This window comes from Niallia sp. FSL W8-0635, from assembly GCF_038007965.1.
GTDB lineage: Bacteria > Bacillota > Bacilli > Bacillales > Cytobacillaceae > Niallia.
On the sequence record NZ_JBBOYD010000001.1, the window covers coordinates 325,301 to 338,894 of the forward strand.

Sequence of the window (13,594 nt, forward strand, 5' to 3'; positions counted from 1 at the left end):
GAGGATTTGGTGTAAGGTTTTCTAACGTTATTTGGCAGGAAAATCTTGATGTAACAATGTTTTTGTTTTTTTGTGTACTTAATAGGTGAAATTAATTTCTCTGTCTATTCAAAAGAAGAAATTATACCAATTTTGCTTTCATAGTGTTACAATAAGTAAAAGTTTAAATATACAGATTTTTCGCTTTAATCGGATAATTGGAGGGGTAAAAGTGACACAATTGAGAAGTAATATGATAAAAAAGGGATTTGATCGTGCACCACATAGAAGCTTACTACGTGCTGCTGGTGTAAAAGAAGAGGATTTTGATAAACCGTTTATTGCTGTAGTCAATTCATATATTGATATTGTCCCAGGTCATGTACACTTACAGGAGTTTGGGAAAATTGTAAAAGAGGCAATAAGAGAAGCCGGTGGTGTTCCATTTGAAATGAATACAATTGGTGTGGATGATGGAATTGCAATGGGGCATATTGGTATGCGTTATTCTTTACCAAGCCGCGAAATCATTGCAGATTCGATTGAAACAGTAGTTGCTGCACACTGGTTTGACGGAATGGTATGTATTCCAAACTGTGACAAAATTACACCAGGAATGATGATGGCTTCCTTACGTTTAAATATTCCTACTATCTTTGTAAGTGGCGGTCCAATGAAGGCTGGGGTTACTAGTGATGGTAAAAAGATATCCTTATCTTCTGTGTTTGAAGGAGTCGGCGCATTCCAGTCAGGTAAGCTTGATGAAGGTGGACTAAGAGAATTAGAACAATTTGGCTGTCCAACATGTGGTTCTTGTTCAGGAATGTTTACGGCAAATTCAATGAACTGTCTGGCTGAAGCATTAGGACTTGCGTTGCCTGGAAATGGGACAATTCTTGCAGTTGCTCCAGAACGAAAAGAATTTGTGAAGAAATCAGCTAAACAGTTAATGGAATTAATAAAAGAAGATATTAAACCAAGAGATATTGTGACAGAAAAAGCGATTGATAACGCATTTGCATTAGATATGGCATTAGGAGGCTCAACAAACACGGTCCTTCATACATTGGCATTGGCACATGAAGCAGGTGTAGAATATCCCCTTGAAAGAATCAATGAAGTAGCAGCAAGAGTGCCTCATTTGTCTAAGTTAGCTCCATCATCTGATGTACATATTGAAGACCTTCATGAAGCAGGTGGCGTTTCAGCGGCTCTTTATGAACTCTCTAAAAAAGAAGGAGCTCTTCATTTAGATACATTAACTGTTACAGGCAAAACACTTGGAGAGAATATTGCAGGATGTAAAGTCAAGGATTATCAAGTTATCCGTCCAATCGATGATCCGCATACACAAACAGGCGGATTAGCAGTCTTGTTTGGTAATCTTGCTCCTCAAGGTGCTATCATTAAAACGGGTGGAGTCCAAAATGGAATTCAACGTCATGAAGGACCAGCAATTGTGTTTAACTCACAGGATGAAGTATTAGGAGGATTGGTAAAAGGGAAAGTGAAGGAAGGACATGTTGTTATCATTCGTTATGAGGGACCAAAAGGGGGACCTGGAATGCCGGAAATGCTAGCACCGACTTCGCAAATTGTAGGAATGGGTCTTGGTCCTAAAGTTGCGCTGGTAACAGATGGACGTTTTTCAGGTGCATCTCGCGGTATTTCTATCGGCCATGCTTCTCCAGAGGCAGCTGAAGGAGGACCTTTGGCGTTTGTAAAAGATGGCGATCATGTTGTGATTGACATAGAAAATCGCACAATGGATGTTATCGTTCCTGAAGAAGAATGGGAACAAAGAAAAGCAGAATGGAAAGGTTTTGAATCGAAAGTAAAAAGCGGCTACTTAGCACGTTATTCTAAGCTTGTTACATCTGCAAATACAGGAGCAGTAATGAAGTATTAATTTAGGAAGGTTCACATAATAAAAAAGCAGATTGGATACATGGAAAAAAGTGTATCCAATCTGCTTTTATTTATTAATAAAGTATTTTTTTGAACTATGTTTATTCCTTTATTATCTCCTTTTTTCGATTAGAATCCATGCTTTGTACCTGTAGGATATCTAAAAGGAAAACAAATACAGGTATACCAATGATTAAGCCCCATACTCCAAAGAAATGCTCGGAGAAGATAAGGACGATAAAAGTGAAAAATACCGGTAAATTTGTTTTCGAGGACATTAATTTCGGATTAAGGATATACGCCTCAATAGCATGGATTATACAGATAAAGATAATCAAAATAATGATATAGGGATAGCCGCCAATGGTATATCCGATTGTTAGCAATGGTATAAGAGAAATAATAACCCCTGCCACTGGGATAAGGCCAAAGACAAATATCATTAGGGATAAGCCAAGCAATTGAGGGAAACCAAGAATCCAGAGCCCAATAGTCGTTAAGATACAGTTCACTAAAGCTATGATTACTTGAGCTTCTAATACTTTCCCAAATGTTAAAACAAATTTCTTGCCGAAAAATTCAATTTCGTTATAAAAAGGAGCTATCTTACTTGTGCGAAAGTTTTCTTTATATTTAATTAAACGCGGCTTCTCTAATAGGAAGAAGAAGCTTAGGATGATAGCTAGTATAAATTGTATACTTATGGAGCTAATGCTGGAAAAATATTTGACGACAATGCCAAGCCCTTGTTCCAAATAGCTGTTAATTTGTCTTTCTTGAATAATGGAAACAATATAATTTAAGACAGCATTATCATGTGGACGGGAATAAAAATCGATTAACTGTCTAATTAATGCCGTTATTTCTTCCACTAGCATTGGTAAATATTTAATAAAGCTATAGGAAAGTAATCCGATGGTTATTAGGTAGAGGATGCTAACTATAACGTTTCGTTTTACGTGAATTCGTTTGGAGATAATTTTTTCCATACGATCCATTAAAAATGAAAGAATAAAGGTAAAAAGCATTAAATTAATCATACTTCTAAGGGCATAGATACCCAAAATGATTAAAGCAAAGATAAAAAATCTTTTTACACTTTTATTAGTAAGAAAATTGATAATTGTTTCCACTCCATTTCCCCTTTTTTTGATATATTTTCGTTTTCTATCTATCTTCCTATATTTTAACCTAAATTGTATTTTAATAATATAAAAAAGCCGACATTTTGCGAAAATTTAGCCAGCTGAAAAAAGAGGCATTATATATAGGAAGTTTTTTGCTTGAATCTTTTCTCCTTCCACTTATATAATTAATAAATAGTCTGTTTTCTAAAAGCTTGAGGAAATAAGCTAATGAAGTAAAACAAAAACGTTAAGGATAGGAGGAGAAGTGATGGGGATGTGAAATTAAGAATTGGTTATTTGGCAAAAGTTACTGGTGTAACCAAAAGAACCATTGATTATTTATGCAAACCATGGTCTTCTCTAAATAAAAAATGAATCATACCTTACATCAGTAAAAATGGGATTAACATAAAAAAAAGGAAGTAAGAAATACTATGTTTTATAAAAGTATTTCATTAATACAAGCTTTTGCTAAATTAACTGTTTTTTATAGAACTGCACTAATTTAAATAAACGGAATTGGAATTATATAAGCAATAGCGTCTCTCTTTCTTTTAAAGAGAAATGTTGTATACGGCTTTTATTAATCAGGAGGTGTAAGCCCCTTTACGGGCTACTTATTGGAAATTTTTAATTTGATTTTATTTGTGATATTAATTGCTTTAACCGCTTTTTTCGTTGCAACAGAGTTTGCAATAGTGAAAGTCAGGAGTTCTAGAATTGATCAGTTAGTTGCTGAAGGGAAAAAAGGTGCATTAGCAGCAAAAAAGGTAACGACACATTTAGATGAATATTTATCAGCTTGCCAATTAGGGATAACCGTTACAGCTTTAGGGCTAGGGTGGATTGGGGAATCTACTTTTGCGGAAATCTTAGAGCCGTTATTTGTTAAGTTATCTATTGGTAACGCAGTATCTCACTTGATTGCTTTTGTTATCTCTTTTTTACTTGTAACCTTCTTGCATGTAGTTGTTGGAGAACTTGCTCCAAAGACGGTTGCCATTCAAAGGGCAGAAGTAATAGCATTAACCTTTGCGACACCAATTATTTGGTTCTATCGAATATTATATCCTTTTATTTGGTTGTTAAATGGATCAGCACGACTTTTGACAAGTATCTTTGGATTAAAACCAGCATCAGAACATGAACTGGCTCACTCGGAAGAAGAGTTAAGAATTTTAATGTCAGAAAGCTATAAAAGCGGTGAAATCAATAAAAATGAATTAGCGTATGTAAATAATATTTTTGAATTTGACGAACGAATTGCCAAAGAAATTATGGTGCCAAGAACAGAAATGGTTACAATCAGTGTGGACAATACGTTTGATGAAATAATGAATATATTGGAAGAAGAGAATTACACGCGCTACCCACTAGTTAATGGAGATAAGGACAATGTAATTGGATTAATCAATATTCGGGAATTTCTTACGGCAACCATTCAAAATAAACAAGAGATTCAATTAGAGGAATATATGAAACCGATTATTCGTGTAATTGAAACAGTGCCTATTCGAGAATTATTAATTAAAATGCAAAAAGAACGTACACATATGGCGATTCTGCTTGATGAATATGGTGGTACTTCAGGTATTGTTACGGCAGAGGATATTTTAGAGGAAATTGTTGGAGACATCAGAGATGAATTTGATGAGGATGAAATTTCGGACATTCGTAGAATTAATGAGGACCATTATATTCTTAATGGGAAAGTATTAATTAGCGAAGTAAATGATCTTTTAGGTACACATTTATCAGAGGATGAAGTGGACACGATTGGCGGATGGTTTTTAACCAATAATTTTGAAGCTGTTGAAGGTGATATCTTGGAAGAAGAAGGATATATCTTTAAAATCAAAAATATCGAAGAACATCATATTCACTTTATTGAAGTAATGAAGAATGCTAGTGTAGTGGAAGTTTAATGAAACTGCTGTTTTATGAAGAAGGGGAAACCCTTCTTTTTTCATTGTATAAATTGTTGATTTAATGGAATCTTAAAAGAAGAGTTAACGCTGAATGCTGATTTTATTGAATTTTATCAATTTAATCAATTTAATTGTGTCAGCATTGTGTCTGTCAAAAATGCATTTAGTTTAAATTGTTATTAATCTGTAAACGCTTTATCATAAAGGCATGAAATATAAGGGGGTTTAAACAAAATGTCAGACGAAAATAAAAACGGTTTTCGTGTAAAAATACAGCGTTTTGGTAGTCATTTAAGCGGCATGATTATGCCTAATATAGGAGCATTTATCGCATGGGGGTTAATTACAGCATTGTTCATCCCAACAGGTTGGACACCTAATGCAGATCTAGCTCAACTTGTAGATCCAATGATTAAATACTTATTGCCATTATTAATTGGTTATACAGGTGGTAAGATGGTTTACGCAGAGCGCGGTGGTGTAGTTGGTGCAATCGCAGCAATGGGTGTAATCGTCGGTGCTGATATTCCGATGTTCCTTGGAGCAATGGTAATGGGTCCACTTGGTGGTTTCTTAATCAAAAAAGTGGATGACTTATTTAGAGGGAAAATTAAAGCTGGATTTGAAATGTTAGTAAATAACTTTTCAGCTGGTATCTTAGGTGCAATTATTGCAATTATTGGTTTTAAATATATTGGTCCAATTGTTGAGGGGTTAAGTAGTTTCTTATCAAGTGGAGTAGAATTGATTGTTGATGCAAAACTACTGCCGTTAGCAAGTATCTTTATTGAGCCTGCTAAAGTATTATTCTTAAATAACGCAATCAACCAAGGTATTCTAGGTCCGATTGGTGTTGAACAAGCAAAAGAAGTTGGAAAATCTATTCTATTCTTATTAGAAGCAAACCCTGGTCCTGGATTTGGGGTATTATTAGCTTACTGTATTTTTGGAAGAGGTACTTCAAAACAAACAGCACCTGGTGCAGCAATTATTCATTTCTTGGGTGGTATTCATGAAATTTACTTCCCATACATCTTAATGAAACCTGCAATGTTATTAGCTGTAATCGCTGGTGGTATGGGTGGAGTATTCACCTTTACATTATTTGATGCTGGTTTAGTAGCAACTCCATCTCCTGGTAGTATTATTGCATTAATGGCAATGGCGCCAAAAGGACAACATTTAGGCGTTATTGCAGGTGTTGTAGTTGCGACCATTATTTCTTTCGTAATCGCAGCTATTATTTTGAAAACAAGCAAAGATAAAGAAGAAGATATTAGTGCAGCAACAGAAAAAATGGAAGCTTTAAAAGGGAAAAAGAGCTCAGTAGCAAGTGCAATTACTGAAACTGCAGCAACTCCTAAAGCAGCTGATGCTACAGAATTCGATTATCAATCAGTGAAAAAAGTAATCTTCGCATGTGATGCTGGTATGGGATCAAGTGCGATGGGTGCATCTATCATGCGTAATAAAGTGAAAAAAGCAGGAATTGAAGGAGTAGATGTAACAAATACATCTATCGCAAACCTTCCAAGTGATGCAGATCTTGTTATTACTCATAAAGATTTAACAGACAGAGCAGTAGCGAAATTACCAAATGCACATCATGTTTCTGTTGAAAACTTCATGAACAGCCCTAAATATGATGAAATTATCGAGAAATTAAAATAAGCTTATGCTATGAACAGAATGTCGGCCAAATTTCGGCCGGCATTTTTTTGATGACTTTTGTTTGTTGCTTTTTAATAGGGGGAATAAAAAGAAACGCGGGGATTTGGAAATCGCCCTAGTGAGTAGTAAGCTGGCACCTCAGAAACATATCTATGGGTAGAAAGAGGTGACTTTCAATCATTGAATACTAACAGTTTTTAAAGTGTCTCAGGCGAAACGTGGCCTCTGGAATATAATCAATACCTTTATGGAAAAAGAATGTAGTAAATTTTCAGTATTTATAGATAAAAATAGGGTATCCTAAATTAGAATTGGCAACAATAGAGTTGAAAAAAATGTGTTTAAAACTGTTTGAATAAGCGTGTATAGCAGTTTTATAATTAAATCATGTCAGGTGATTAAGGAGATAAGCAATGATTATTTCCGCGCGAGAAAGAATTATTTTACAGATACTATTAGAAAATATAGAAGAAGAAATGACGATTAAAGGAATTGCTGAGCATGTAAATGTTAGCGAGCGAACGATACATCGTGATTTGAAGAATGTAGAAGATATATTGGCAGGCTTTCATCTTAAATTAAATAAAAAGGCTGGAGTTGGGGTAAATATTATTGGAAATCCTAATGATATTTATCAATTAAGGGTATCTATATTAAAGCAAGACTATATAGAATACACTCCTGAGGAACGAATACTTGTTGCTTTATGTACTTTGCTAGATCATCAAGAGCCGATTAAGCTTTTTTCTTTGGCAAAAGAGCTCGGGGTAACAACAGCTACAGTTAGCCATGATTTAGACAAACTAGAGCCAACTATCGAAAGGTATAATCTACGATTAATGCGAAAACGAGGCTATGGTATTGAATTAGTTGGAACGGAAGAAGATAAAAGAAAGGCAATTCGCAGTCTTATATCCGACCGATTTGATGTGCCAGAGTTTCTTAAAATGGTTAAGGAAAATATTCAGAAGAAATCTAGCAATAAAGTTGATTCGATTTCTGAACGACTATTAGGCCTTGTTCAAAAGGAGAAATTGCTACGCATTGAAAATATCATTGAAGATATTAATGAGCAATTGCCGTACCCTTTAGCAGACAGTTCCTATGTTGGACTAGTAGTTCATATCGCTCTTGCAATGGAAAGAATTCAAAGAGGAGAAAATATCTCGTTTAAAGAAGATTATTTAAGCGAGCTTTCTCAAACAAAAGAATTTGATTTTGCAAAGCAAATCGTAGAGAGGCTGGAACGCACTTTTGATATTTCGATTCCGGAAGAGGAAGTCGGATATATTACGATGCACTTAAGAGGTGCTAAGGTACGTTACGATAATAAAGTTGGAATCAAGGATGAAAATGTAGAAGTAGCGATGCTGGTACGGACATTGATTGCTAATGTAGAGAAATTGTTACATACAACTTTGGCAGATGATTCTTTGTTTCAGGGTTTACTTGCCCATCTCCAGCCGAGCTTATATCGCTTAGATCAAAAGATGAGAATTTCCAATCCTTTGTTGGAAAACATTAAAGAAGATTACGCCGAGCTATTTGAGGTAGTAAAACAGGCAGTAGAGCAAACACTTGTTAATAGGGATGTCCCAGAAGAAGAAATTGGTTATTTGGTTTTGCATTTTGGTTCCGCGCTTAATGACAAAAAAATAACAAAAAATATAAAGTTATTGATTATTTGCTCCAGTGGAATTGGGACATCGAAAATGCTTGCAGCAAAAATTATTAATCAAATTCCAAGTCTATCGGAAGTTAAAACGGCTTCTGTGTTCGAGTTAAAGAATATCTCCATCGATAATTACGATGCAATTCTTTCGACAATTCCGCTAGAGGATATTTCAAGAGAGTATCTAGTGGTAAATCCGATTCTAAATGATAAGGACTTAGAGGAAGTCAAAAACTATCTTGAGAAGAATAGTGGTCATGTATTAGAGGACGAGAAGTATGGGGAAACGCTAAAGCAAAAGCAGGCATGCATAGATTTTCAATCATTTCTTGTGTTTACAGAGCAATCTCAGCTTCTGACTTCTATTTTAAAAGAATTGCATATATGGAATAAGGGAACATGCCTTAGTGAGAGCTTAAAATATGGATTAAAGGTATTGAAACAGCAAGGTTCCATCTTAAATGACAAAGAAGTTTTTGCTGCTTTAGAAGCGAGGGCAGAAATAGGCGGGCTCGCCATTCCTGAAACCACATTAGCTCTTTATCACACGAGTAATAATCAAATTGAAAAACCATCTTTCAATATAATTGACTTGCCCGAGATGGTGAGTTTGAGGGCAATGAATGGTGCTAATGAAATGGTAAAGCGAGTGCTACTGTTACTTGCACCGTTAAATGCGAGTTCAGAGGTAATGGGAGTATTAAGTTTTCTGAGTGCATCAATTATTGAATCCGAGAGAAGTATCGAGGTATTCAATAAGGGGAATAAAGAAGAACTATTGAATTTTATTAGCAGCCAGTTTTTACGTCATCATTTGAGAAATTAATAGGAGGAATAAAAATGAGTATTTTAAAAAAGGAAAATGTTATCTTAAACAGCAATGTATCAAGTAAAGAGGAAGCAATCAAAAAAGCAGGTCAAATTTTAGTTGAACAAGGATATGTATCTGAGGACTATGTTCCAGCTATGTTACAAAGAGAAGAAATTTCATCTACTTACATGGGTAACTTCTTAGCAATTCCACATGGTACAGATGAAGCGAAAACAGCTGTATTAAACTCTGGTCTATCTGTTATTCAAGCACCAAATGGTGTTGATTTTGGGGGTAACGAAGTAAAGCTTATTATTGGGATTGCTGGGAAAGATGGCGAGCATTTAGAGCTATTATCTCAAATCGCAATTGTATGTTCTGATATCGAAAATGTAGAAAAATTAGTTGCAGCAAAAACAGAAGAGGAAATAATCCAAATATTAAGCGAGGTAGAATAATACTATGAATGCTATTCATTTTGGAGCTGGGAATATAGGAAGAGGATTTATCGGCCTATTATTACATCAGTCAAATTATGCCATTACTTTTGTGGATGTTAACGAACAAATTATCGATGAATTAAATCGCGTTGGCCAATACAATGTGTTGCTTGCAAATGAAGCAAAAGAGCAATTCACAGTGAAAAATGTAAAAGGGATCAATAGTAAAATTAATCCTGAACAAGTAATAGAAGAGTTTATCCATGCGGATATCGTCACTACAGCAATCGGACCAAATATTTTGAAGTTCATCGCGCCGCTAATTGCAGATGGAATTAAAGCGCGAATGAAGAGTAATCAATCACCTGTCAATGTAATTGCATGTGAAAACATGATTGGTGGAAGTAGTGCTCTTAAACAGTTTGTTTTAGAGCATTTAAATGAAGAAGAAACAGCATGGGTAGAGGAATACGTTGGATTCCCTGATTCAGCTGTAGACAGAATTGTGCCAAACCAAAAGAATGAGAATTTATTAGATGTTCTAGTAGAGCCTTTCCATGAGTGGGTTGTAGATGAAACTGCGATTAAAGGGGCTAAACCTGAAATTGAAGAAGCTCATTTTGTAGAGAACTTACAAGCATATATTGAACGAAAACTATTTACTGTAAATACTGGTCATGCTGCAACAGCATACTTAGGCAATATCAAGAACTATGAAACCATTTCAGAAACAATTGATCATGAAGATGTAAAAGAAAAAGTGCTTCATGTTTTGCAAGAAACAGGAAAAGTACTTGTGGAAAGATATAACTTTAATGCTGAGGATCATCAAAAATATATCAGCAAAATTTTAGGTCGCTTTGCAAATGTTTATATTGTGGACGACGTAAAACGAGTTGGTAGATCACCGCTAAGAAAATTAAGCGGCAATGATCGATTAGTTGCTCCAGCGTTAGCGTACTATAAGGAGTTTAACGAAATTCCATCTCATCTAGTAGAAGTGATGGCATCTGCTCTTCACTTTTATACTCCAGAAGACCAAGAGTCTGTGGAATTAAAGAACTTAATTGATGAAAATGGCGTTCAATCGGCTTTCAGTAAAGTATCAGGTTTAAGCGAAGACCATGCTTTAGTGAAAGAAGTTGTACTTGCTTATAACAATATTAATGCATAAAAAAATCCAATGTGGCCATGATAGGCTACATTGGATTTTTTAATACTTATGAAAGTTAAGCATTTCCCCACAAGCCCCTAAAAGGGTGCCCTGCGCTTTTATCTTGTAGCGGTAGAAGAGTTTGCTTTTGATTGTTTGCGCTTGTCCCACATTTTTTTGGCGAAGGGATAGATGATTGGTCCCCACGTAATCATTCGTTTGAACATTTTTTTCATTATCTCTCACATCCTTTTTATCCTTTAATAGGTCTTTTCCCGAAAGTAAGATAGAATAAACAATAGAGCCTTAACCTTGATAAATTTGGTAATATTAGAGGGGAGTACCTTCTTGTAATTTATAACAAAAGAGCATATAGTTTTGATAGATACTTGCAACAAATGAATGAGAATAAACGTCTAATGTTTGGATAGAAAAACTTGCAGTATTCCATGAGTAAAAGTAAAGGATAGGTTATAGAATGGAAAGAATAAAACCATATTGGGAAGGATTTCGCCGTTTTTGGAAGAAGCGACATCTCACCCAAATTATACTTTTAGCTGTGTTATTATTTGTTTTGATAGCGATATTGTATTTTACGTATTTAGCAACACAAGCAAATGTTAGTACCTTAAAGGCTGGTTTAAGCCAGGCGACGATTATTTACGATAAAGATGGGGATGAAGCAACCCAAATTAGAACGGAAAGAACAGAAGGAATAGAATTATCGGAAGTACCTAAATATGTACCAGCAGCGGTTGTATCCATTGAAGATGAGCGTTTTTATCAACATAATGGATTTGATATAAAAGGGATTAGTCGTGCCTTTTTTAAAAATATCTTTGCAGGAAGAATTACTGGTGGAGGAAGCACCATTACGCAGCAATTAACAAAAAACGCCTTGTTAACTTCCGAACAAACTTACAAGCGTAAAGCAGAAGAACTATTTTTAGCAGTACAAATAGAGAAGCATTATAAAAAAGAAGAAATACTGCAAATGTATTTGAACCATGTTTATTTTGGTAGTGGAGCATGGGGGATTAGCCAAGCATCCTTGAAATACTATAATAAAGATATTAGAGAAGTATCGATAAGTGAAGCTGCATTGCTGGCAGGCATATTACAGGCTCCATCTGCATTAGATCCCTATAACAATTATGATGGTGCCATTTCTCGTCGTAATGTAGTTCTAAAGAAAATGTTAGACTTAAAACAAATAACAGAAGAGGAATATCAAAAGGCAGTAAAAGAAGAAATTGTATTAGAAAATGGAGGAGGCTCTTTTATTGAAAGAGATTATCCTTACTTTGTAGATGCGGTTATCGATGAAGCGATAAAAAAATATGGTCTTACCCAAGAAGAGATTTTGAAAAGAGGCTATAAAATCTATACAGAGATGGATCAAAATCTTCAATCCACATTAGAAAAGACCTTTGCCCGTGATTCTCTTTTCCCACAAAGTGCAGATGGAACATTAGTGCAAGGCGGTGCAGTCTTGCTTGATCCAGAAACGGGGGGAGTTAGAGGGTTAGTTGGAGGAAGAGGAGAACAGGTTTTCAGAGGATTCAATCGAGCTACTCAAATTAAAGTGCAACCTGGCTCTACAATGAAGCCACTTGCGGTTTATACACCAGCTTTAGAAAAAGGATATAAGATAGATTCCATGCTAGAAGACAAACCCTTTAAAAAGGGGAAATATGAACCGCAAAACTTTACAAAAACATTTAAGGGAGAAGTCCCAATGTATGAGGCTTTAGAAGAATCCTTGAATGTTCCAGCCGTCTGGCTATTAGATAAAATTGGATTAGAAAATGGTCTTAAATCACTTGATCGATTTGGAATTCCTTATGAAAAGGATGATGAATACCTAGGTATTGCCTTAGGTGGGATGACTACAGGTGTTTCGCCTTTACAAATGGCTAGTGCTTATTCTACGTTCCCAAATGATGGAGTGCGGATGGAGAACCACTTAATTACAAAAATAATCGGTCCAACAGGTAATGTTATTGCAGAATATGAACCGAAGTCAACAAGGGTAACTTCTAAATCAGTTACGGATGATATGACTTCTATGTTATTGGATGTTATTAAATCCGGAACAGGACAAGGAGCAAAAGTGACTGGATTCCAGGTTGCCGGAAAAACAGGATCTACTCAATTAGAAAATAGTAATATTTCTGGCACGAAGGATCAATGGTTTGTGGGCTATACCCCAAATCTAGTTGGGGCAATGTGGTTAGGTTATGATAAAACAGATGATCAGCATTATCTGCCAAGCAAAAGCTCAGGGGATGTTGTGCCGATTTTTAAAACAATCTTGGACCAAGCCGTGCAGTATGTGGAGCCTGAGAATTTTAAAGTATTGTCTGTTAGTGAAAGACTAGCAAATGAAGATAATGGAAATAAAAATAAAAATGTTAATCAAAAAGTAGAAGAAACAAAAAAAGTGATTAAAGAAAAAGCAGAGGAATTAGAAACAACGATAAAAGAAAATTCTTCTAAATGGAACCAAGTAGTAGAAGAGATTAAAAAAGATGCCACTAAGGTAAAAGGGAAATTGCAAGAAATACTTGGAAATTAGTATTTTACTAAGGCGGAAATATCAACTGATACTAGTGCTACAGTTACTAGGATTAGTTGATACTTCTGCCTATTTTTATTTTGGCTTGCGACTTAGATATTCCTGTTCCTTTTTTATCGAAAGGATTTCTAGCAGAAGTATATCTGTATATAGAAAAGGTATAAAATAGGAATGCTAATGAAGTTTAATGAAATAAAGACAGTGATAAATATAACAGAATAAAATAAAAGGAAGAGAGTGAATATAAAGGGGGAAAATAGGAACAAAATAATGGAAAAAGCAACCAGATTATTCTATAATCGTTGTAAGCGTTTAAAATGTTTGCGA

At 35.1% G+C, this 13,594-nt stretch carries 8 protein-coding genes; 7 read left to right on the top strand and 1 reads right to left on the bottom strand.

Annotated elements, in window-relative coordinates; genetic code table 11:
• Positions 1-211 precede the first annotated feature (211 nt).
• A complete protein-coding gene (gene ilvD / locus NYE52_RS01745; protein WP_341191494.1) occupies positions 212-1,888 on the top strand; it encodes a dihydroxy-acid dehydratase in 1,677 nt (558 codons plus the stop codon).
• Between the two features lie 100 nt (positions 1,889-1,988).
• Here ilvD and NYE52_RS01750 read toward each other — a convergent pair whose 3' ends face one another.
• Entirely contained in the window at positions 1,989-3,020 is a 1,032-nt protein-coding gene (locus NYE52_RS01750) for an AI-2E family transporter (RefSeq protein ID WP_341191495.1), read from the bottom strand.
• A gap of 614 nt (positions 3,021-3,634) precedes the next feature.
• Here NYE52_RS01750 and NYE52_RS01755 point away from each other — a divergent pair.
• From NYE52_RS01755 to NYE52_RS01780, 6 genes are all read left to right on the top strand, one after another.
• Positions 3,635-4,939, top strand: coding sequence for a hemolysin family protein (locus NYE52_RS01755; protein WP_341191496.1), 1,305 nt, complete (start codon positions 3,635-3,637; stop codon positions 4,937-4,939).
• A gap of 237 nt (positions 4,940-5,176) precedes the next feature.
• Positions 5,177-6,613 carry a PTS mannitol transporter subunit IICB gene (locus tag NYE52_RS01760; RefSeq protein ID WP_341191497.1) on the top strand — a complete coding sequence of 479 codons (1,437 nt, stop codon included), beginning with the start codon at positions 5,177-5,179 and terminating at the stop codon, positions 6,611-6,613.
• Positions 6,614-7,026: 413 nt separating this feature from the next.
• A complete protein-coding gene (locus tag NYE52_RS01765) occupies positions 7,027-9,111 on the top strand; it encodes a BglG family transcription antiterminator (RefSeq protein WP_341191498.1) in 2,085 nt (694 codons plus the stop codon).
• A 14-nt stretch (positions 9,112-9,125) separates the two neighbouring features.
• The gene (locus tag NYE52_RS01770) at positions 9,126-9,554 is read left to right on the top strand and encodes a PTS sugar transporter subunit IIA (RefSeq protein ID WP_341191499.1); all 429 of its coding nucleotides are present in this window, start codon (positions 9,126-9,128) and stop codon (positions 9,552-9,554) included.
• 4 nt (positions 9,555-9,558) lie between these two features.
• Positions 9,559-10,710 carry a mannitol-1-phosphate 5-dehydrogenase gene (locus tag NYE52_RS01775; RefSeq protein ID WP_341191500.1) on the top strand — a complete coding sequence of 384 codons (1,152 nt, stop codon included), beginning with the start codon at positions 9,559-9,561 and terminating at the stop codon, positions 10,708-10,710.
• A gap of 457 nt (positions 10,711-11,167) precedes the next feature.
• Complete coding sequence (locus tag NYE52_RS01780) at positions 11,168-13,267, top strand: transglycosylase domain-containing protein (protein WP_341191501.1); 2,100 nt, start codon at positions 11,168-11,170, stop codon at positions 13,265-13,267.
• The last annotated feature ends 327 nt before the right edge of the window (positions 13,268-13,594 follow it).

What these genes read in the sequence shown, in the direction of transcription:
- NYE52_RS01765 (WP_341191498.1), top strand. Translation starts at nt 7,027, where the DNA reads ATGATTATTTCCGCGCGAGAAAGAATTATTTTACAGATACTATTAGAA.
- NYE52_RS01780 (WP_341191501.1), top strand. Translation starts at nt 11,168, where the DNA reads ATGGAAAGAATAAAACCATATTGGGAAGGATTTCGCCGTTTTTGGAAG.
- NYE52_RS01775 (WP_341191500.1), top strand. Translation starts at nt 9,559, where the DNA reads ATGAATGCTATTCATTTTGGAGCTGGGAATATAGGAAGAGGATTTATC.
- NYE52_RS01760 (WP_341191497.1), top strand. Translation starts at nt 5,177, where the DNA reads ATGTCAGACGAAAATAAAAACGGTTTTCGTGTAAAAATACAGCGTTTT.
- NYE52_RS01770 (WP_341191499.1), top strand. Translation starts at nt 9,126, where the DNA reads ATGAGTATTTTAAAAAAGGAAAATGTTATCTTAAACAGCAATGTATCA.